This window comes from Italian clover phyllody phytoplasma str. MA1 (assembly GCF_000300695.1).
Lineage (GTDB): Bacteria > Bacillota_I > Bacilli_A > Acholeplasmatales > Acholeplasmataceae > Phytoplasma.
In genome coordinates this window covers 1-21,646 of sequence record NZ_AKIM01000011.1, presented here as the reverse complement: position 1 = coordinate 21,646, position 21,646 = coordinate 1, and the positions used below count along the sequence as shown (strand labels likewise).

Here is a 21,646-nt window from a genome sequence, read left to right as displayed (position 1 = left end):
TTTATTTTTGAAAAATATATCTTTTTTTATTAAATACTTTCTTCTGGTAATGTTTTTTCCTCTTCAAGAGTTTTTACTTCAAGGTTTTCTTCCAGATTTTCTGACTCAAACTCTAGGTTAATCTCTTGGCGAATTGGGTACTCAAAATAAGATGTTTCCAAAATACCTGTTCCCGCCCGAATCAAACCACCCACGATAACGTTTTCTTTCAACCCGTATAAATTATCTTTTTGACCTCTAATAGCTGCATCGATTAAAATTTTGGTTGTTTCTTGGAAAGAGGCTGCTGAAAGTAAAGAATCACTTTTCAACGAAGCTCTCGTAATCCCTAATAACACCGGTCGTCCTACAGCTAAAGTTTTGTTTTGTTTAATCATCTCGGCGTTAACTCGTTTGAATTCTTTAATGGAGACTTCTAATCCAGGTAAGAAATGAGTATCACCTTCAGAAATAATTAATACTTGTTTAAACATTTGGCGAACGATAATCTCAATGTGTTTATCACTAATATTAACACTTTGTGATTGGTAAACTTTTTGCACTTCTTCTAAAATGTATTTTTGTGTTTTTTTCACACTACTTACTCTTAACATTTCTCTTAAATCAATCGAACCAGAAGTTAACCTTTGTCCTGCTTCAACGTGCATATTTTTCTGCACTATAACATCCACATTACCATCAACAGTGTAAATATATTCTTCGTTCGGATTGTTATCAGGAACAATAATAATTTCGTAAGAATAAGAAGTAATGTTTTTCACGTCTCTAACCATACCGTCGTATTCACTAATAATAGCTTTACCTTTTGGTTTTCTCGCTTCAAATAATTCTTGAATTCTAGGTAAACCTTGCGTAATATCTGCTACCGAAAGAACTCCACCAGTATGGAAGGTCCTCATCGTTAACTGCGTACCCGGTTCACCAATAGATTGAGCCGCTACTACACCAACTGCTTCGCCTATTTCTACACTTTTATTAGTCGCTAAATTTAAACCATAACATTTAGTGCAAATGCCGTATTCGCAATTACACGTTAGAACGCTTCTGATTTTAACTTTAGTGATATTAGCTTCTAAAATAACTTTAATGATTTCTCTTGTGATAATTTCGTTTTTAGCTAAAATAACTTCTTGTATTTCTGGATGAATAATATCTTCTGAAGCAAAACGACCAAAAATTCTTTCTGGTAAAGAAATGATTTCTTTTTCGTCTCTTGTAATAGCTTCTACGCTAACGCCTTTGTCGCTACCACAATCTTCTTTGATAATAATGATATCTTGAGATACATCCACCAATCTTCTAGTTAAATAACCGGATTCAGCTGTTTTTAAAGCTGTATCAGTCGAAACTTTACGAGCTCCGTGAGTAGAAATAAAGAATTCATGCACTGTTAACCCTTCTTTGAAAGAGCTTTTAACAGGAATTTCTAATACTTCTCCTTTTGGACTATTCATTAATCCTCTCATCCCAGATAACTGAGAGAAGTTAGAAGCATTACCACGAGCTCCACTATCGCTAATCATGTATAAATGATTATCTTGGTGGAATTCTTGCATTAACCCTTCTTGGATCACGTCACGAACATTTTTCCATTCTTGAATTACTAAGCCTTTTTTTTCTGAAACAGTCAAAAAACCTTTATCATAAAATTTTTCTATTTCTAAAATTTTATTTTCTACTTGGTCGATTAAAGCTTCTTTTTCAGAATAAACGTTAATATCTGAATGAGAAATAGTAATCCCTCCCATTGTAGAGTATTGAAAACCTAAGTTTTTAATATCATCTAACATTTTGGAAGTTTCGGTAATATTGCTTTTCTTAAATACTTGGTCAATTACCATAGAAAGGAATCTTTTTTTGAAAGGTTCAGGTGGTTTAATATTAGCTAAATAATCGGAAGGATTAACGCCTCTAGGAATGAAATAAACATCTGGTGTTCTTACTTCTAAATTGTATAAAGAAGGTTCTTGAACATAGGGGAAATCGCTAGGTAAAATATTGTTAAAAATCATTTTCCCTAAAGTTGTAACCAAATACTTGTCTTTTTGCGCTTTGGAGAAATAAGAGTCAATATTAGACGTTTTTACTAAAATTCTTGTATGTAAAGAAATTACTTTATTATGGAAAGCTAATTCAGCTTCTTTTAAATCATAAAATAATTTTCCTTCATTACGGTGTTTGAATTGATGTTCTTCATTCAGTTTTTCAGGATTAACACCTTTTACTTTACGATTTTTAACCTCTTCAATAGTTAAATAATAATTGCCTAAAACCATATCTTGAGAAGGAGATAAAACTGGGCTACCGTTTTTAGGGTCTAAAATATTATTAGACACTAACATTAATAAACGTGCTTCAGCTTGAGCTTCTAAAGAAAGAGGAACATAAACTGCCATTTGATCGCCATCGAAATCCGCATTAAAAGCTGGTGTTACTAAAGGATGTAATCTAATTGCTTTACCATCGATTAACTTCGGTTCAAAAGCTTGTATTCCTAAACGGTGTAAAGTAGGAGCTCTGTTTAATAAAACCGGATGTTCTTTAACAACTTCCTCTAAAACGCTCCAAACATACTCATTCATTTTTTCATACAACAAATTAGCGCTTTTTTTATCAACTCCTTTAGCTTCTTGCAATTTGTTTAAAATAAAAGGTTTAAATAAAATGACTGCCATTTGTCTCGGAATACCACATTGGTGGATTTTTAAATCAGGACCAACGATAATAACTGAACGACCTGAATAATCCACTCTTTTTCCTAAAAGATTTTGACGGAAACGCCCTTGTTTTCCTCTCAACATTTCGGATAAAGATTTCAAATGACGGTTTCTCTCCACATTAGAAGTATTTTTTTTACTTACTTTTACATTATCAAACAAAGCATCAACCGCTTCTTGAAGTAGTCTTTTTTCGTTTTTAATAATTAATCTCGGCGCTTTTTGAATAATTTGTTTTTTCAAACGATTATTACGGTTTAAAATTCTTCTGTATAAATCATTAGTATCGGTCGTTGCAAAACGTCCACCATCTAAAGGAACAATAGGTCTTAAATCAGAAGGCAGAACAGGAATAACATCCATTACCATCCATTCTGGTTTATTATCGGATTTACTTAAAGATTCGATAATTTCTAATCTTTTAATAATTACATCTCTTTTTTGTTTAGAGACTTGTTTCAACATTTTTCTTAATTCTGCAACACTTTCCTCTAAATCAAGTTCTTCTAATAATTTTTTAATCGCTTCTGCCCCGGTTAAAGCGGCAAACCCATTACCAAAAAGTTCTAAATATTGGCTATATTGTAATTCTGTAATAATTTGTCTTTTTTCTAAATTAGTTTTACCTGGATCAAGAACGATATAAGAAACATAATAAACGATTTCGGATAATTCTTTAGCTTTAATACCTAATAAAATCGCTAATCTACTTGGCAAACTATTAACATACCAAGTATGAACGATAGGAGCTGCTAATTCAATATGTCCCATTCTTTCACGTCTTACTTTTTGTTCGGTAATTTCAATACCACAACGTGAACAAATTTGACCTTTTTTTAAGGTTTGTTTTTTGGCACAAGCGCATTGTAAATCTTTTACAGGACCAAAGATTTTCGGACAAAATAAGCCACCGAATTCCGGTTTAGCCGTACGATAATTAATAGTTTCATAATTAATAATTTCTCCATAAGACCATTGTCTAATTTCGTGCGGAGAAGCTAAACGAATTTTAAAATATTCGTATTCTCTACTACCGTATTCTTTTTGTGATTTAAAGTCAGTTTGTTCTTCTGCACTAAAAGTAACCGAAGAAGAAGAGCTTTTAGAACCAGAAGGAACCACATCTGTTAAAGCGGTTTCTTCATTTAAAAAAGGATTGAAATTTTCATCTAATTCTTTTTTGATATTTAGTTCGTAATCTTCTTCCTCTTCTAAATAATCTTCACTAAAATCAATGTCTTCTAAATCATCATCTTCATCATCGTTAAAATCATCATTATATAAACTAAAAACTAACTCAATTTCTTCTAAACAAGCCGGTTCGTCTTGAAATAACTGCAATAACATGGATTTATTAGTTTGAATTAAAGAACGACAATCCATAATTTTATTACTATGTAAAACTTCAATAATATCTGGATTTAAATTTAAATTTTCTAAAGATTCAGGCAAATAGTGCTCTTTTAAAATTAATATCGTTTCAAATAAAAATTCTTGCGGCAATAAAGTGTGGAGGTCTTTTAAAGTGTAATTGTTAAAATCAGATAACGAAGTAACACCGATTAATTTTAAAGCTTCAATAGTTTTTTCCGAAAGAGAAAGTTCTTCAATTTTAACATTTAAATTTATCATTGATTTTTTTTTCCTTATTATTATTAACTAAAGAATGATTAACTTTGTTCTCTTTAGTGTCAGATTTAATTAATTCCACATGCAAACCTAAAGATTGTAATTCTTTTGAAAAAACTCTAAAACTTTCAGGAATAGAAGGTTTTGGTAGCGGTAATCCGTTGGTAATAGAATTATAGGTTTTATTACGTCCGATAATATCATCACTTTTCACAGTTAAAATTTCTTGTAAAGTGTGAGCAGCACCATAAGCATATAAACTCCAAACCTCCATCTCGCCAAACCTTTGTCCTCCGTTTTGGGCTTTGCCACCCATCGGTTGTTGAGTTATCAAAGTATAAGGTCCTACGTTTCGAGCATGCAGTTTATCATCGATCATATGAGATAACTTAATCATATATAATGATCCTACAGACACAGGATTATCATAAGGTTCTCCCGTTCTTCCGTCGTATAAATTCATTTTACCATCAGGAGATAAATTAGCTTCTTCCATGATATTTTGTAAATCTTGGTTATTAACGCCATCAAAAATAGGCGTTACTACTTTAATGTTTAATTTTTTAGCTGCCATACCTAAATGCATCTCTAAAATTTGCCCAATATTCATACGACTTGGCACGCCTAAAGGATTTAAAATAATATCAATCGGAGTACCGTCAGCCATATAAGGAAGATCTTCTTTCGGTAAAATCAAGGAAATTACCCCTTTATTTCCGTGTAATCCCGCCATTTTATCACCGACATTGATTTTTCTTTTTTTAGCGATAAAAATACGGACAATTTCGTTCACACCTGGTTTGGCAATAGGATCGCCATTTTTAATAGAAAAATATTGTACACTTTGAACAATACCACCATCTCCACAAGGATATCTTAAAGAAGCATCTTTGTAATCACGTGCTTTTTCCCCAATAACCGTTTGAATTAATTTTTCGTAAGGCGTCGGTTCAAAAATTCCTTGAGGAATGATTTTACCTACTAAAATATCGCCCTCTTTAACTTCAGAACCAGGAATAATAATTCCTCTTTCGTCTAAATTTTTAACCGCTTCAGCGCTAACGTTGGGCACTTCACGAGTGATTTCTTCTTTACCAGAACCTTTTTTCAATTCTCTAGTTTGAATTTCGTATTTGTTAATATGAATAGAAGTATAAATATCGTTTTGCACTAAATTTTCCGACATAATAATCGCATCTTCATAATTATAACCGTGCCACGTCATGAAAGCTACCGTTACATTTCTACCTAAAGCTAATTCACCTTGGTAAGTTGAAGGACCATCTACGATAAGATCGCCTTTTTTAATATATTCGCCTCTAACCACGATAGGTTTATGTAAAATTAAAGTATCTTGGTTGGATTTAACAAAAGTCGTTAATTCATAAGAACGTTCTTGTCCTGATTCTTCTTTAATCACTATTTTTTTAGCATCAACGTATTTCACAATACCGCTTTCTTCAGCCACAATTAAGCAACCTGAATCTTTGGCTATTCTGTATTCAATGCCAGTAGCAACAATCGGAGATCTAGGAATTAATAAAGGTAACGCTTGGCGTTGCATGTTAGCGCCCATCAAAGCTCTAGAAGCATCATCATGTTCTAAAAAAGGAATAGAAGAAGTTGCTACAGAAACGATTTGTTTCGGAGAAACATCCATATAAGTAATCTTATTAGCATCAAATAATCCTGTTTCACCGTTTCTTCTTGCTATCACTTTTAAAGTTTTAAAATTGTTATTTTCATCTAAAGGCGTAGAAGCGGAAGCAATGATTTGCTCTTCCTCTTGAATAGCTGTTAAATAATCGTATTCTTGAGTTACGTGAGAAACACCGTTTTCATGCTTAACTCTAAAGAAAGGAGTTTTAATAAAACCGTATTTATCTACTTGGGCGTAAGTCGATAAAGAAGAAATTAAACCGATAGAAGGTCCCTCAGGAGTTTCAATCGGACATAAACGTCCGTAATAAGAGTTATGAACATCCCTTACTTCAACCCCAGCGCGGTCACGATCTATACCGTCCGTTCCTAAAGCAGAAATTCTTCTTTTTTGGGTTAACTCGGCTAAAGGATTAATTTGATCCATAAAGTGAGATAAACGCGAACTACCAAAAAAAGTTTTTAAAACAATAGAAAGCGAAGAGAAGTTAACTAACCCTCCAGGAGCGATAGATTCGAATTTACTAATTGACATACGGTCTTTAATGTTTTTTTCTGATCTAGTCAAGCCAATACGGAATTGATTTTTTAACAATTCATCTATTAACCTTAATCTTCTGTTTCCTAAATAATCGATATCATCAACATGTCCGATATTCATATACAAGTTTAAGTAATAACTAATGCTAGCGATAATATCAGATAAAACGATGTTTTCTGATCTTTCTTCTTGGTTATTGCCAATTATTTTCACAAAAGTTTTGTTTTCTTTGTCGTCTAAAAAATAAACTTCTAAAACTTCGTTAAAAACTTTTTTAACGTCGTTTTCTTTTTTTTCAACGTTTTGACATTCTAAAAAGAATTTAACTATTTTTTCATCAATCGTTTCTTTATTCTCTTCTATAATAGTGATAACTTCATCATTTAATATAGAATCAGCTTCAATTAATATTTCACCTGTTTGGAAATTAGAAATATTATCTTTAACGTATAAGTTGTCATCTGTTTCGCTTTTTCTATAAGTCATGGCGGATTCGTTAGTCATTTCGTTTTCTAAATGATATTCAGAATTAACCAATTCCTTACGTAAATATTGACGTTTTTCTCTTAATTGTTCGATGATATCACGCGTTAAAAGAGTGCCTTTAGGGAATAAAATCTCATTAGTATCTATATCTTTTAAATCTTTTGCTAAAAAAGTGTTTTCTGCTCTATTTAAAACATCTAATTTTTTATTGATTTTATATCTACCTACAGAAGATAGATCGTATTTTTTACGATCGAATAAACGCGTTCTAACGAACTCTCTCGCTGCATTGGCAGGCACTTTTTCCCCTTGATGTAATTTTGAATAAAGTTCCACAATAGCGTCACTAGAATTAGATTCTTCGTCTTTTTGAAAACTTAAATCCAATAATTCGTTTTTTCCAAAAACATTTTCAATTTCTTCTCTCGAATTAAATCCTAAAGTATGAATGAATTTAGTTAAAGGTATTTTTTTAGAACGATCTAATTTAGCATATAAAAAATCTTTATTACTTTGTTCGAATTCTATCCAAGCTCCCCTAGTAGGGATGATTTGACCTAAAAAAAGCATTTTATTCGTTTTATTGTCAAATTTTTGAGAAAAATAAGCCCCAGAAGAACGAATGATTTGCGCCACAACAACTCTTTCAGTACCATTGATAACAAAAGTTCCTGAAGGAGTGATTAAAGGCAAATCAGTCATTAAGATACTTGATCTTTTCACTTCTTTAGTTAAAACATTTTCTAATTTAACGTGGACGAACAATTCAGATGAATAAGTGAAATCTCTATTTTTAGATTCTTTAATATCTAATTTAGGCTTTTCTAAAAAAAAATCTTCAAAATGTAATTTTAAATCACCATTATAACTTTCAATGGGAAAAATATCTTCTAAAGCCGATCTAATACCTAATTCTAAGAATTTTTTAAACGAATTCTTTTGAATTTCTATTAAATTGGGTAAAGGAAAGTCATATTTCATTTTCGAATAGTTGCGTCGTTCTACTTTATTACCATATTTAATGTTGCGATATCTGCTCATTTTTTACTCCAATACATCATTTATTCATTTTTCGAAAGAAAATAGATAAAATCAAACCCTTAAAATAATCCTTTTATCTGATAAAAAAATATAAGTCAAAAGACAATAAAAAACCTAAGATTTTTTTCTCAGGTTTTTTACTAATAATATTTTTTAACGAATATTATTTTAATTCTACTTTAGCGCCCAATTCTTCTAATTTAGTTTTAATTTCTTCCGCTTCGTCTTTGCTAACATTTTCTTTAACAACAGCATCAGGTGTTTCAGTTAATTTTTTAGCTTCTGCTAATCCTAAGTTTGTAATTTCACGGATAGCTTTAATAACAGCTAATTTGCTAGAACCAAAGTTTTTTAAAATAACTTGGAATTCTGTTTGTTCTTCAACTGCAGCAACTGAGTCAGCACCGTTACCAGCTACAGCTAATGGTGCAGAAGGATCAATTCCGAACTCTTCTTTTAATCCATCTACTAATTCTTTAATTTCTAATAAAGACATCCCTTTTAAAGATTCAATAAAAACCTCTTTAGTTAATTTAGCCATTTGTTTGTTTCCTCTCTTTTATTATCATTTTAACAATTTTATATTTATTATTCTTTTTTAGATAAAATATCTAATCCAACGGATAATTCTTTTAAAGGCATTAACATACCTGAAGCTAACATAGTTAACAATACTTCTCTTGAAGGCAAAGCGGCTAACTCATACATCATTTCAACTGAATATATTTTATTTTCAACAAGTCCAGAAGAAATTTTAACAAATTTATTTGTTTTAGAAAAATCATATAAAGTCTTTAACGGTGAAATTAAGTCATCTTCGCTAAATAATAAAGCTTTTGAGTGTTGAAAATCAGCTAAATTTTGATGATCAACAGAAGTAAAAGCTCTTTTAATGATGTTATTAGAATATAATTTGATATTGCTGCCGAATTCTCTTAACTGCACTCTTAATTGAGTAAAATCACTCACTTTAAGACCTTTATATTCAAATAAAACCACTAATTTAGATTTGTTTATTTTTTCCGTTAAAGCGTTAACGTTTTCTATTTTTTGTTCGATAACAGGTCTTAACATATCTTTTTCATCCCTTTCTATTTATTTGTATATATCGTGCATTACAAATATGTTTTCAAAAAAGTTTTTTTAACTCATTAAAGTATGATCAACTCTAACACCAGGAGCCATCGTAGAAGAAAGAGTCATGGATTTGATAAAATTACCTTTTACTGTTTTAGGTCGTGCAGAAGTTATATGTTCGTATAAAAACTGAGCATTTTCCAATAATTGTTCTTTACTAAAAGAAGTTTTTCCTAAAATAGTGTGTAAATTACCATTTTTATCAACTCTATATTCTATTCTCCCTTTTTGAATATCTTTAATCAAAGGAGCTAAGTTGTCTGTAACTGTCCCTAATTTAGGGTTAGGCATTAAACCTTTAGGACCTAAAACACGTCCTAATTTGGACACACTTGGCATCATTTCAGGAGTAGCAATTAAAACATCAAAATCTAACCAATTTTTAGCGATTTTATTCACTAATTCTTGGTCTCCTACTATATCAGCACCAGCTTCTTCAGCTTCTTTAACTTTCATCCCTTTAGCTAGAACAGCTACTTTTAGCTTTTTACCGCTACCATGAGGCAACACTAAAGCACCACGAATATTTTGTTCTGATTTTTTAGGATCAAGATTTAAAGAAAAAACACATTCAACAGTGGAATCAAATTTAACTAATTGAGTTTGTTGAACTAAATCAACTGCTTGCGAAACTGAATAAGATTTCTTAGAATCTATCATTTGACGCATAGCTAAATATTTCTTACTTCTTTTCATATTTAAAAAACCTGTGTAAAATTTAAAACCTTTCTAGGACGTTATTCAAAATAAAATCATTAAAAATATTTGTTTCCACTAATAGGGGAAACAAATTATTTTTCAACTACAATACCCATATTAAGTGCAGTACCTTCTATTATTTTACAAGCACTGTCAACTGTATAAGCGTTTAAATCAGACATTTTTAATTTAGCGATTTCTTCTATTTGTTCGTATTTAATGGTTGCTACTTTACTTTTGCTAGCGTTAGCAGAACCTTTTTGGATATTAGCAGTTTTTTTCAAAAGATCACTAGCTGGCGGAGTTTTAGTAACAAAAGTAAAACTTCTATCATCGTAAACAGAAATAATAACTGGAATAACAAAACCCGTTTGATCTTTAGTTTCTTCGTTAAACTTGGAACAAAAAGTCGGAATATTTACTTGAGCCTGACCTAAAGCTGGACCTACTGGCGGAGCTGGATTCGCTTTCCCTGCAGGAATTTGAAGTTTTACAGTTTTTACAACTTTTTTAGCCATTTTATTCAAACCTCTTTTTTATTAATTTGTATTATAAAAAAATTTATATATTTAAAAATTTAAGAAAATAAAATAATAACTGAAATATTATAACATATTTACAGCATTAAAAAAGACACTAATTCAAAAAACAGTCATTAAAGGATTTCTTTAAAAGAATCAAAAGAAATTTCGATAGGAGTAGCTCTTCCGAATAAATCAATTTCAACAATAATTTTATCTTGATTATGATCTACAAAAGATACTTTACCAGTTTGACCAGCAAAAGAACCGTTAGTGATTTCTACCTGTTTACTAATTAAATAATCATAATTAGGCTTAGTGATGATCCCCATTTTTAATAAAATAGGTCTTATTTCGTTATCGCTCAAAGGAACGGGTTTAGAACCGCCTCCTCTAATAGAACCTAAAAAACCAGTTACTTTCGGAATGTTTCTTACCACAAACCAAGAATGATCAGTCACAACCATTTTAACAAACACATAACCAGAATAGATTTTTTTCTCTCTTGTTTGTTTAGTGCCGTCGGCTTTAGTTTTATAATAAGTTTCTTTCGGACAAATAGCGTCTAAAATTAAACTGGAAATACCAACTCCGCTATCAGCAATTCTTAATAAATCTTCTTTAACAGAATTTTCATAACCTGAATAAGTTTGAATGATATACCATTTAGCTTCATTATCGTTGTTTTTTTTGCTGTGTTGCTTTTCTTGCGTTTTATTAACAACTTTATCTATTTCTTTTTCTTTTGTATCTATCATATTCAAACACCCTAAATTAATATAATTTATTTTCTATTAAATATTATAATCTTATTTATTTTGAAAATACCCACTACATTTGGAAATATAGTCTTTATAAAGCGTTTCAAAGATTGTATTCATTGTTACTAAAATCAAGATAAAAATTAAAACATGTATAATTTGGAAAAAAATTTGCGTACTTGTCGGTAAGCTAACCGCTTTCATGCCTTTCATAGTTTTTCTCATCAAGAAAAAAACACTTAATAAGAAAACCGCTAGAGCAGCACCAAATAAGACTTTATATAATGATTTTTCTTGATCTTGTTTCATAAAATCGCCAAAAAAGCCCATAAATACCATAGTCACAACGATCAAAAAAACATTGATCAAACTGTATTCTTGTTTGATTATTTTAAACAAAGGATTTGCGTGTTTTTCTTCTTTATTTTTATATGACATAAAAACTCCTCTAATTTAATATTTGATTTATCTAGATTCTTCATGTAAAACGTGTTGTTTACAGTGAGGACAATATTTCTTCAAAGTCAAACGATTACTTCTATTATGAGCATCAGTATGATAATTACGATTTAAACATACAACACATATTAAAATATTTTTTTTAGTCATTTTTCAGAATCCTTCTTTTTTTAAAAGATAAAAAATAAATTTAAGTAAATCAAAATATATCCCCTTTATTTTAACATATTTTTTGAAAATTAACGAAATATATTATTTTATTTCATTTGTAAACCAAACATAATCACAGCCGCAGCTACACTAACGTTTAAAGAATTGATTTTTCCACTCATAGGAATCCGTACTAAGTAGTCACAATTTTTCTTCAATAAGGGTCTAACCCCGATACCTTCATTACCCAAAATAATAGCAAAAGATTCGTTTTGAGGAATTTTTTTAAACACCAATTCTGCTTTCATATCGGTTCCAATTACCTTAATAGCGTATTTTTGCAATTGTAAAATAGTATGGTGTAAATTATTAACTAAAAAAATATTAACGTATTCTAAAGCTCCACTAGAGGTTTTAGCCACTGTTCCGTTTAAAAGAACTTGGTGTTTTTTACCTATAATAACGCCGTCAAAATTAGCAGCTTCCACGCTTCTTAAAATGGCTCCTAAATTGTGAGGATCATGTATTTCGTCTAAAATTAAAAATTTTTGTTTTTTATCGGTCGATAAATAATCCACTAAATTTTTATAAGTATAATCTTGGACTTCAGCAACAACTCCTTGGTGTTGAGTGCTTTGCGCTTTTTCGTTTAATTGGTGTTTATTTAACATCTCATATGTCAGATTATGGTTTTTTAAATGGTTTAAAAACGCCGTATCAGTCATTTTTACATCAATGTATATCTTATAAATGGGTCGTTTAGCATTAATAGCCTCTTTGATGATATTTTTTCCATAAATAATCATGGTTTTAATTCTTTCCTTGAAATTACGTTGATAAGCATTATTTATTAAACAATTTCTGCTTAAAAGCAGTTAATTGTTTAATAAATATCATGCCTAAAACCAAAATAATATTGATAATAGTTAAAAGTATAAAAACCGTTAAATGCTCATATATTTTATCAGTAATATTGCACAATACTTTTTGGAATTCTATTTTTTTGAAGAAAGTCAAATATCCAAAGATTAAAAAACCTACAATCATAACGTGAAATAATAATGTTTTCCATTTATTAAAAGGAAGACAGTTCTTAAAAAACAAGAAACAGAAAATAAAGGAAGTGATTAACATCAACAAGACTGACACATTATCATGCCTATTCGTTTGATCGCTCCATTTCACATGCAATAAGTAAATATAATTAAAAGCAATTAAAGAAGCGAAGAAAAAAGCGTTTTTTAAAATGTTGCTTAAAAAATTTTTATTCAAAGGTTTATCGTTAGGTTCTAAAGATAAAAAGAAAGACGGGGTTCCGATGAAAAAGATATCAATTAAATTCCATTTTAAAGGATCAAAAGGGAAAATTATATCATCCATTAAAGAGTAATAATTGTGGAAAATAGTAATGACTGCTAATAAAAAAGATAAAATAGATTTTACTAAAAATAAAACTGAGTTTTTTTCTAAATTATTAATCACTCTTCTACCTTCAGAAACAACTTGCGGTAAAGAACTAAAGTTAGAATCAATTAAAACTAAATTAGCTACATTTTGAGCTGCTTGACTACCAGAAGCCATAGCGATCGACATATCTGATTCTTTAAAAGCTAAAATATCATTAACACCATCGCCAATCATCGCGACTTTTTTATTATTTTGTTTCAAAGTTTTAATTAGAATTTGTTTTTGTTCTGGCGTTGCTCGCCCAAAAACATCGTATTTATGAGCTATTTTAATTATTTCTTTTTCGCTTAGACCAGCTAAATTGATAGCTTGTTTTTTGCTTTCAATAATGCCTATTCTTTGGGCGATATAAGAAATAGTAGAAGGATTATCACCAGAAATGATTTTCATTTGAATCCCTAAATTTTTAAAATAAGTCACAGTATCAAAAGCATCTGCTTTAATTTTATCTTCTAACATAATTAAGGAAACGGCTTGATATTCAGTATTATGATCAATTTTTTCTATACTTTCATTAGTTTGAGCTAATAATAACACTCTATAACCCATTTTAGCGTGTTTTTCGACATCTTTTTCGATTTTAGCAAACTTTTTTTTGAAAATAATTTCCGGAGCTCCTAAAAGAAAAGTACCTTCTTGCTCAAATTCTACGGCGCTATATTTTCTTAAACTAGAGAAAAACTCAATCTTTTTGATTTTATGATTTCCTTTAGGAGAATCCTCATTCTTTAAAAATTTATAATGTAGAGCTTTTTGTGTTGGGTTATCATCCGGAAAAGAGCTAATAATACTAGTCATTAAATCTTCAGAAACTTTTTTGGCTTCCGGATAAGAATAAACTTCTTTGACTTCCATAGTTCCATCAGTAATAGTACCAGTTTTATCTAAACATAAAATATCTATTTGGGTTAACACCTCAATCCCGAATAAATCTTTCATATAAGCGTTCTTTTTCGCTAAATTAACGAAACCAACCACTAAGGACATGCTAGTCAATAAGAATAAACCTGAAGGCATCATTCCTATCATAAAACCACTTAAACCTAAAAGGAATTCTGATTCAGTGCGAATGCGAGATTCATAAGAGAAATAAAAGATAAAAGTAGTAGGGATTAATAAAATAATTATCACCATGACTAAATTAGCGAAATTTTGCATTAAAGGGGTTTTGATGTTTTTATATTTTTTTGCTTCATGGGTTAATTTAGAAATATACATATCATCACCCACAGCCGTAATTTTCGCACAAGCACGTCCAGAAACAACATAACTACCGGAATATAAAAAATCGCCTTTACTTTTGAAAACCGATTTAGATTCTCCTGTTAAAAAAGATTCATTTACTTCTAAAGCGCCTTCAACGATTTTAGCGTCTGCTACAATCTGAGCCCCTAATTCTAAAAATAAAAGGTCTTTAACTACTACTTCATTCATAGAAGCTGACTTTAAAACGCTATCGCGCACTACATAAGTATCATTAGACATTAACAAAGAAATCTTATCTAAAACTCTTTTAGCCTTAATTTCTTGGACAATGCCTAAAGATAAATTTAAAAAATTAACCAATAAAAACAATAATTGATCGTATCTTTTAATCGACATAATAATAATAAACAGGATTAAAACTAATAAATTCAACAAAGTGAAAACATTAGAAACAATAATATCTTTCACACTTTTAATGTTCTTATCTTTTTTAAGATTTTTTTTTCTTTCTTGTAGTTGTTTTTCTACTTCTACTTGCGGAAGCCCTGTAAGGTTAAAAAATTTGTTATCAGTTTTTTTATTCATAATCATAACCTACCGTTTTTGATATCGACTTTATCATTTTTTTGGGAAAAAGATGTTTTTTCAAATAAAACTTTTTTCTTCTAAAAGTTTTCTTAAAAGGTCTGCTTGTTTAAAATCTTTATTTTGTCTAGCTTGAAGCCATTTTTGATAAAGAGTTACATCTTGGAGAATAATATTTTTTAAAGGTAAAGAAATACCTAAATTTTGAAACAAATATAATAAAGTGTTTTGTAATTCGGACATTTCGGTTAAAACATAAGTTTTATTCAATTCTTTGATAATTTTATCTATGAGAGTGACCACATTAGGAGTATCAAAATCATTTTGCATCAACTGATGAAATTGTTGTAAATAAGCTAATTTTTTACTCGAAGTCTTTTTATGATTCATTTTTAATTGAAAATTGTTTTTATTTAAAGTATGAACTATTTTATGATATTTAGTTTGTATAGGTAAAAGCAATTCATAACTAAAATTAATAGGTTGTAAGTAATGATGCGATAAAAAAAAGAATTTAATCACGTTAGCTTCAAAATCTTTTAACACATCTTTCGCTAAAACAACGTTATTTAAGGATTTACTCATTTTTTGTTTTTGGTAATCCACCCGTCCTATATGAACGAAAAAATTAGTTAAAGGTTTTTTTTGACTAGCTAAAAACTGAGCTTGTTCGTTTTCATGATGAGGAAATTTCAAATCATTGCCACCGCCGTGAATATCAATAGTGGTTTTAAAAATATCTTTAATCATGACAACACATTCAGTATGCCAACCAGGTCGGCCTAAACACCAAGGACTTTCGTATTGAACTCCTGTTTCGGTTTTTTTCCATAAAATAAAATCTTCAACATTTTCTTTTTGAGGATCTAACTCTTTACGAGTATTTTTTTTCAATTTAGTTAAATCTTGTTTACTTAAACTACCGTAATTATCAATTAAATTAACACGAAAATAAACGCCTTTTTTAGTTAGATAAGCATAACCTTTTTGCATTAAATCTTGGATAAAATTAATAATAGACTTGATATAATTGGTTACCAAAGGAAATTTATCAATGGTATCAATATCTAGTTTTTTTAATAAAGTAAAAAAAGCTTGAATATAATGTTGAGAAATTTTGACTTCTGTGGTGTTGTTAGCTAAAGCGGTTTGAATGATTTTATCATCTACATCCGTAATATTAACGACTAATTTAACCTTAAAATCTAATAAAGTGAAATATCTTTTCATCATATCAAAAAAAATTAAAGGTTTAATATTGCCGATATGAAGGTGATCATAAACAGTTGGACCACAAACATAAATATTAACTTCATTTTCAGTTAAAGGGGTAAATTTTTCTTTTTTTTGGGTTAATGAATTATAAATTTTCAACATGATATTCCTTTTACTTTTTAAAACAAGATATTTGTTAATTAATGATTGTTTTTTATCAGATAGTTTTTTAACTTAATAAATTAATTCTTTTCAGATAAGAAGCTTAAAATAGTTTGGATATTTTTTAAAACAGTTTCTTTTCCTAATAATTCTAAATAAATAGGTAAATGTGGGCCATTCATTTGTAAAGTAGATACTATACGAATTAAAATAAATAAATGTTTACCTTTTAAATGTGATTGTTGTTCTAAGTTAGCGATACTTTCTTTGATGTTAACAGAATCAAAATTTTCTAACTTATATAATATATTATATAGAATTTGCACCAAGTTAAAACCTTTATTTTCTTTAATAAAGATTAAAAATTCTTCTTTAACTTCTTTCGGTTCTACAAAAAATCTTTGGTATAAGTGTACTATTTCTGCTAGATAACTAATTCTACTTTGAAATAAAGACACTATTTTGGTTAATTTCTCCTGAGAAATAACAATCTTGGCTTGGTTAAAAAAAACGGCTGTTTGAGAAACTAAATCCACAAGAGGCATTTTTTTCAAATATTGGCTATTAATAAAGGATAATTTGGGCACATCAAAAATAGCGGGCGCTTTAATAAAGCGTGTTTTATCAAATAAAGACACCATTTCTTCTAAAGAAAAAATAGTTTTATTACTTTTAGGGGCGAAACCTAAGAGAAACAAGAAATTAAATAAAGCTTCTGGAACATAACCTAAAGTCATGTATTTTTCAATAAATTGAATTACATTCTTATCTCTTTTACTGAGTTTCTTTTTCTGTTCGTTTAAAATTAAAGAAATATGCGCAAAAGTAGGTATTTCCCACCCAAAAGCTTGATAAATCATTATTTGTTTCGGAGTATTGGTAATATGTTCTTCACCGCGGAAAACATGAGAAATCGCCATCAAATGGTCATCTATCGCTACAGCATAATTATAAGTCGGATAACCATTTTCTTTCATAATGATCCAGTCTTCAATTTCTTTACTATCAAAAGATAAAGAACCTCGAATTAAATCTTTAAACTCATATTTGGTTTCAGCAGGAACTTTAAAACGTACTACATATTTAGAATTATCTTTTTGGTATTCTTTGTAAGCCAATTTTTTATCTAACAATATTTGGGTATATTTTTGATAAAAAGTTAATCTTTCGGATTGTCTATAAGGTCCTAAAGGACCTCCGATATCAGGTCCTTCGTTCCATTTGATACCTAACCAATTTAACTGTTCTAATTGTTTTTTTTCACTGTCAGCGACGTTTCTCGCTAAATCAGTATCTTCAATTCTAATAATTAATTCGCCTTGATAACGCGCAGCGAATAAATAGTTAAATAAAGCGGTTCTGGCGTTACCGATATGTAAAAAACCGGTCGGACTTGGGGCGTAACGCACTCTTATTTTTTGCATCTACTTTCTCCTTCTCATAAACGCATTATATAATAAATTATTTTAATAAAGTCTTTTAAAATTAAAAAAGAGCCTTTTTTAAAAGGCTCTTCATACTGGTAAAAATATTATTAAGAAATAAATTAACGTTTGGAAAATTGAGGTGCACGACGAGCTTTTTTTAAACCGTATTTTTTACACTCAACACAACGTGAATCTCTAGTCAATAAACTAGCTTTTTTTAAAATAACTCTTAAATTCGGTTCGGCTTCTAATAAAGATCTAGCAATGCCTAAACGGATCGCTCCGCTTTGGGCAGTTATTCCGCCGCCATGAACATTCGCAACCACATCATATTTTTCTAAAGTATTAGTTAATTTTAAGGGTTTTAAAGTTTCTAAACGAGTTTCTTGAGAAGGGACATAATTAGTAAAATCTCTTTTATTAATTTTAATTTGTCCTGTGCCAGAAGTTAAAATAACTCTCGCTACAGAACTTTTACGTCTGCCTGTTCCAAAATATTGATTTTTATTCATTTTCATTATACCTCTAACGCTTTAGGTTTTTGTGATTCGTGCCTATGCGATTCGTTAGCATAAACAAATAATTTTTTACGCATTTGGCGTCCAAGTTTAGTATGCGGTAACATGCCGAAAACAGCTTTCTCAATAATCAAAGTAGGAGATTTTTTCAACATATCAGAAACCATTACTTTAGTTAAACCACCTGGATAACCTGAATGTCTGTAATAGGTTTTTTGTTCCCATTTTTTACCTGTTAAATGGATTTTAGAAGCATTAATAACTGCTACATAATCGCCATTATCAATATGAGGAGTATAATGAGTTTTACCTTTGCCTTTTAAAACAGAAGCTACTTTAGTTGCTAAACGTCCTAAAGTTTTTCCTTCAGCGTCTACTATATACCATTTTCTTGTCACCATTTGATCGTTAACGCTAATAGTTTTATTGTTTAATTTTAATTCTTTTTTTTGTTCTACGTTTGTGTTATTCATGAATAATAATATTGCTCCTAGAAAAATTTTATATTTTAAAATTTTTTTATCCAAATTTTAAAATTGCGAAAAATGATTAAATGTACTTATTAATTATAATACATTGCTGCCAAAATGTCAACTTGCTTTGTAAAAAAAATCAAATAAAAACAAAAAAATAATATTAATAAAAAGACAATAATTTCTTAAAAACATCAAAAAATAATTAATTTTATTTTTTTGTTTTTATTGGAATAAATCGATGTGGAGCGAATGATGGGAATCGAACCCACATCTCTAGCTTGGAAGGCTAGGGTAATAGCCATTATACGACATTCGCCTTTGTTTTAATGGTCGGGAAGACAGGATTTGAACCCGCGACCTCCTGGTCCCAAACCAGGCGCTCTACCAAGCTAAGCTACTTCCCGCTTCAAAATTGTATATTTAAAATTAAAATGGCACACTCAAGAGGACTCGAACCCCTAACCTTCTGATCCGTAGTCAGATGCTCTATCCAATTGAGCTATGAGTGCCTATATCAATTATTGAGCTATGAGTTGCTTTTTTAAGTTGTTTTATTTAAAATTGGTGACCCGTACGGGATTCGAACCCGTGAATGCATGCGTGAAAGGCATGTGAGTTAACCGTTTCTCCAACGGGCCATATTTGTATAATTTAAATCTTAAAAAATAGTGCGAAATAAAATAGTAAAAATAAGTTTTATTAACAAGAAATATTAATAGGATATTTTTAAATTAATTTCTTCTCAAAATGAATTAATTAATTTAAAATAACTTTTAATTTTTAACCGTTTAAGATTTTAACAATATTTTTTAATAAAGTCAATCTTTTTTATTAATTTTTGTAAAAAAACAATAGAAAACAAACATTAAATATTTATTCTATAAATAAATATTGGAAAATGTTAATTTTTATATTATTGACTATTTCATTATAATATAAAAAACTTTTGATTAAACAAAAAAAGAAAAAATTTTTACAATAAAAAAAGACTAAGTCAAAATAGTCTTTTTTTATTGTAAAAAATAACAATTATTTCTTAATTAAAACTTAGTGAGATTGATTGTTTGGGCATTGAGATATCCCAAAACTTTAGAAACTTTTTGAAATTTAAAAAAAATATTTCCTTAGTTTGAAAAGATATGAAATTATCTAATTAATTTTTTATCCTTAAATTATTATCGTTTCGCATAGGCCCTAAATCGCTCATACTTAATTTAGTGCACTGCTTAACATTTTTAGACAGTTTTATAACTTGTTAAAGTCGAAAGATTTTGTAAAATTGATATTGATTTGTTTTATTGCATCAACAATTTTATTATATTTGATAACATATTTGTATTTGTTATGAGTTAAACAGTTAACAAATCTCTTTAATATTGGTAAAATTTGTTTATTGCTAGTTTTTTAAAAAATAGGTTTTAAATAAGGATAAAATCTTGCAAGAATTGCAACAAAATCTTTTAAAGTCTTTAATAAAAAATATAAATCATCAATTTAAATAAAAAAATATTTAAAAAACGAGAACAGAATAATATCACGATAAAAAATAATACAAGATTTTATATTTTTTTATTTATTCTTTTTTAAAAAATAATTAACAATGTTTAAAATTATAAATAAAATCTCCATAAAACACATTACAAAAGCTTCAAATAAAAAATAAACTAAAACCCATTCATATTTTTTTGGTATTTTTTGTTCAATAAAACGATCTAATTGATTTAAATAATTTACCCAAATTAAAGTATATAAAATTAAAATAAAAAAAGATTCTAATAAATTAAACATTAAAAACCAAAAAGATTTATTTTCTTCAGGTAATAATAAATCAGGTATCCGATATGATCCACTAAATATACTAACAATAAATAAAATTCTTAAACAGGAATGAAATTTGGAATTTAATTTTATTTTATTTATTTTATATAAAAAACTGATAAAAATAATAATAATAATTAAAGTTAATAATAAAGGAGTAAAAACAAAAAATAATAAAAAATATTTTAAAATTATTTGAGCGAATTCTTTATTTTCGGAAAATGTTAATACTAAATATTCTAATCTATATAAAAAAGCTAACATTATTCCATAAAGAATAGCATTTAAAAAAGAATAAAAACGCAATATCAAACTAGTAAATACATAAATATTACATAAACAATAACAAATAAAATAAATAATGATTATGATAACGAAAAATATAAACAAGTAGTATACTAATTTGTTAAAATCAGTAATACTTTTTAAAAATAAATAAGAAATAATTGTAGATATGATTGTCAATAAGATTAAAAAAGTCAATTTCTGAAAAACACTTTTATATGATGTAAGAATTTGAGAGTCATCAATAATCTTTTGTTTTTGAGAAATTTGATTAATTTTTTTGTAGTTGATTGTATACTTTGTTGACATTCTTTTTTATTATTAATATAAGTTTTAAAATTACTTTTATAAAATCGACTGGAAGGGTCGATAATAAAATCTAAATATTTTGTTTTTAAAATGATATATATAGCAATTAAACAACTAAAAATGTGAAATATTAAAAAATAAATTTTATAAGGAATCATTATTTTAATTTTCCTTTCCGCAATAAATATTTAAATATTTATTAGGATCTAAACCGCGTTTAGGTTGAATTAAGTTGATTAACATATGTGTAGAATCAAAAAAATTAACTTTATTAATTAATTTAGTCGTAAAAGGACTGAACTGTTCCAAAACTTTAGACACTTTTTACTTTTTAAAAATTCTTTAAGGCTAACTATTAAGTTAGTCTTTTTTTCTTTT

16 protein-coding genes and 4 tRNA genes are annotated in these 21,646 nt (G+C 28.6%); all 20 read right to left on the bottom strand.

The window, feature by feature from the left end:
• Positions 1 to 29 precede the first annotated feature (29 nt).
• The 20 genes from rpoC to RI01_RS04030 all read right to left on the bottom strand — a co-directional run bounded on the left by rpoC (position 30) and on the right by RI01_RS04030 (position 20,938).
• Positions 30 to 4,349, bottom strand: coding sequence for a DNA-directed RNA polymerase subunit beta' (gene rpoC / locus RI01_RS00590; protein WP_017192722.1), 4,320 nt, complete (start codon positions 4,347 to 4,349; stop codon positions 30 to 32).
• Complete coding sequence (locus RI01_RS00585; protein ID WP_026052429.1) at positions 4,330 to 8,073, bottom strand: DNA-directed RNA polymerase subunit beta; 3,744 nt, start codon at positions 8,071 to 8,073, stop codon at positions 4,330 to 4,332. The genes rpoC and RI01_RS00585 overlap by 20 nt, the downstream gene beginning before the upstream one ends.
• A gap of 163 nt (positions 8,074 to 8,236) precedes the next feature.
• A complete protein-coding gene (rplL, locus tag RI01_RS00580; RefSeq protein WP_017192720.1) occupies positions 8,237 to 8,614 on the bottom strand; it encodes a 50S ribosomal protein L7/L12 in 378 nt (125 codons plus the stop codon).
• Positions 8,615 to 8,661: 47 nt separating this feature from the next.
• Complete coding sequence (gene rplJ, locus RI01_RS00575) at positions 8,662 to 9,147, bottom strand: 50S ribosomal protein L10 (RefSeq protein ID WP_017192719.1); 486 nt, start codon at positions 9,145 to 9,147, stop codon at positions 8,662 to 8,664.
• 69 nt (positions 9,148 to 9,216) lie between these two features.
• Positions 9,217 to 9,906, bottom strand: a complete 690-nt coding sequence (gene rplA, locus RI01_RS00570; protein WP_017192718.1) for a 50S ribosomal protein L1 — start codon at positions 9,904 to 9,906, stop codon at positions 9,217 to 9,219.
• A 95-nt stretch (positions 9,907 to 10,001) separates the two neighbouring features.
• The gene (gene rplK / locus RI01_RS00565) at positions 10,002 to 10,427 is read right to left on the bottom strand and encodes a 50S ribosomal protein L11 (RefSeq protein ID WP_017192717.1); all 426 of its coding nucleotides are present in this window, start codon (positions 10,425 to 10,427) and stop codon (positions 10,002 to 10,004) included.
• Positions 10,428 to 10,564: 137 nt separating this feature from the next.
• Positions 10,565 to 11,188, bottom strand: coding sequence for a transcription termination/antitermination protein NusG (gene nusG, locus RI01_RS00560; RefSeq protein WP_017192716.1), 624 nt, complete (start codon positions 11,186 to 11,188; stop codon positions 10,565 to 10,567).
• Positions 11,189 to 11,239: 51 nt separating this feature from the next.
• Complete coding sequence (locus tag RI01_RS00555; RefSeq protein WP_017192715.1) at positions 11,240 to 11,629, bottom strand: hypothetical protein; 390 nt, start codon at positions 11,627 to 11,629, stop codon at positions 11,240 to 11,242.
• A gap of 27 nt (positions 11,630 to 11,656) precedes the next feature.
• On the bottom strand, positions 11,657 to 11,800 hold the full coding sequence (gene rpmG / locus RI01_RS00550; protein WP_017192256.1) for a 50S ribosomal protein L33: 144 nt from the start codon (positions 11,798 to 11,800) through the stop codon (positions 11,657 to 11,659).
• A 107-nt stretch (positions 11,801 to 11,907) separates the two neighbouring features.
• Positions 11,908 to 12,606 (bottom strand): 23S rRNA (guanosine(2251)-2'-O)-methyltransferase RlmB, encoded by a 699-nt coding sequence (gene rlmB, locus RI01_RS00545; protein WP_017192714.1) that lies wholly within the window; start codon positions 12,604 to 12,606, stop codon positions 11,908 to 11,910.
• 37 nt (positions 12,607 to 12,643) lie between these two features.
• The gene (locus RI01_RS00540) at positions 12,644 to 15,058 is read right to left on the bottom strand and encodes an HAD-IC family P-type ATPase (protein WP_017192713.1); all 2,415 of its coding nucleotides are present in this window, start codon (positions 15,056 to 15,058) and stop codon (positions 12,644 to 12,646) included.
• Between the two features lie 60 nt (positions 15,059 to 15,118).
• On the bottom strand, positions 15,119 to 16,435 hold the full coding sequence (gene cysS / locus RI01_RS00535; RefSeq protein ID WP_017192712.1) for a cysteine--tRNA ligase: 1,317 nt from the start codon (positions 16,433 to 16,435) through the stop codon (positions 15,119 to 15,121).
• Positions 16,436 to 16,515: 80 nt separating this feature from the next.
• Positions 16,516 to 17,859: a glutamate--tRNA ligase gene (gene gltX, locus RI01_RS00530; protein WP_017192711.1), complete on the bottom strand. Its 1,344-nt coding sequence runs from the start codon at positions 17,857 to 17,859 to the stop codon at positions 16,516 to 16,518.
• A 122-nt stretch (positions 17,860 to 17,981) separates the two neighbouring features.
• Positions 17,982 to 18,374 carry a 30S ribosomal protein S9 gene (gene rpsI, locus RI01_RS00525; RefSeq protein ID WP_026052428.1) on the bottom strand — a complete coding sequence of 131 codons (393 nt, stop codon included), beginning with the start codon at positions 18,372 to 18,374 and terminating at the stop codon, positions 17,982 to 17,984.
• 5 nt (positions 18,375 to 18,379) lie between these two features.
• Positions 18,380 to 18,853 carry a 50S ribosomal protein L13 gene (rplM, locus tag RI01_RS00520; RefSeq protein WP_017192709.1) on the bottom strand — a complete coding sequence of 158 codons (474 nt, stop codon included), beginning with the start codon at positions 18,851 to 18,853 and terminating at the stop codon, positions 18,380 to 18,382.
• Between the two features lie 244 nt (positions 18,854 to 19,097).
• Positions 19,098 to 19,172 (bottom strand) — tRNA-Gly (locus tag RI01_RS00515).
• An 11-nt stretch (positions 19,173 to 19,183) separates the two neighbouring features.
• Positions 19,184 to 19,260, bottom strand: a tRNA-Pro gene (locus RI01_RS00510).
• Positions 19,261 to 19,288: 28 nt separating this feature from the next.
• Positions 19,289 to 19,365 (bottom strand) — tRNA-Arg (locus tag RI01_RS00505).
• A gap of 53 nt (positions 19,366 to 19,418) precedes the next feature.
• A tRNA-Glu gene (locus RI01_RS00500) sits at positions 19,419 to 19,494 on the bottom strand.
• Between the two features lie 931 nt (positions 19,495 to 20,425).
• Positions 20,426 to 20,938 carry a hypothetical protein gene (locus RI01_RS04030; protein ID WP_017192708.1) on the bottom strand — a complete coding sequence of 171 codons (513 nt, stop codon included), beginning with the start codon at positions 20,936 to 20,938 and terminating at the stop codon, positions 20,426 to 20,428.
• Positions 20,939 to 21,646 lie beyond the last annotated feature (708 nt).

Bases quoted from the DNA above. Each gene is read 5' to 3' on its own strand.
- rpoC (WP_017192722.1), bottom strand. From the start codon at position 4,349: ATGATAAATTTAAATGTTAAAATTGAAGAACTTTCTCTTTCGGAAAAA.
- RI01_RS00585 (WP_026052429.1), bottom strand. From the start codon at position 8,073: ATGAGCAGATATCGCAACATTAAATATGGTAATAAAGTAGAACGACGC.
- rplL (WP_017192720.1), bottom strand. From the start codon at position 8,614: ATGGCTAAATTAACTAAAGAGGTTTTTATTGAATCTTTAAAAGGGATG.
- rplJ (WP_017192719.1), bottom strand. From the start codon at position 9,147: ATGTTAAGACCTGTTATCGAACAAAAAATAGAAAACGTTAACGCTTTA.
- rplA (WP_017192718.1), bottom strand. From the start codon at position 9,906: ATGAAAAGAAGTAAGAAATATTTAGCTATGCGTCAAATGATAGATTCT.
- rplK (WP_017192717.1), bottom strand. From the start codon at position 10,427: ATGGCTAAAAAAGTTGTAAAAACTGTAAAACTTCAAATTCCTGCAGGG.
- nusG (WP_017192716.1), bottom strand. From the start codon at position 11,188: ATGATAGATACAAAAGAAAAAGAAATAGATAAAGTTGTTAATAAAACG.
- RI01_RS00555 (WP_017192715.1), bottom strand. From the start codon at position 11,629: ATGTCATATAAAAATAAAGAAGAAAAACACGCAAATCCTTTGTTTAAA.
- rpmG (WP_017192256.1), bottom strand. From the start codon at position 11,800: ATGACTAAAAAAAATATTTTAATATGTGTTGTATGTTTAAATCGTAAT.
- rlmB (WP_017192714.1), bottom strand. From the start codon at position 12,606: ATGATTATTTATGGAAAAAATATCATCAAAGAGGCTATTAATGCTAAA.
- RI01_RS00540 (WP_017192713.1), bottom strand. From the start codon at position 15,058: ATGAATAAAAAAACTGATAACAAATTTTTTAACCTTACAGGGCTTCCG.
- cysS (WP_017192712.1), bottom strand. From the start codon at position 16,435: ATGTTGAAAATTTATAATTCATTAACCCAAAAAAAAGAAAAATTTACC.
- gltX (WP_017192711.1), bottom strand. From the start codon at position 17,859: ATGCAAAAAATAAGAGTGCGTTACGCCCCAAGTCCGACCGGTTTTTTA.
- rpsI (WP_026052428.1), bottom strand. From the start codon at position 18,374: ATGAATAAAAATCAATATTTTGGAACAGGCAGACGTAAAAGTTCTGTA.
- rplM (WP_017192709.1), bottom strand. From the start codon at position 18,853: ATGAATAACACAAACGTAGAACAAAAAAAAGAATTAAAATTAAACAAT.
- RI01_RS04030 (WP_017192708.1), bottom strand. From the start codon at position 20,938: ATGTTAGCTTTTTTATATAGATTAGAATATTTAGTATTAACATTTTCC.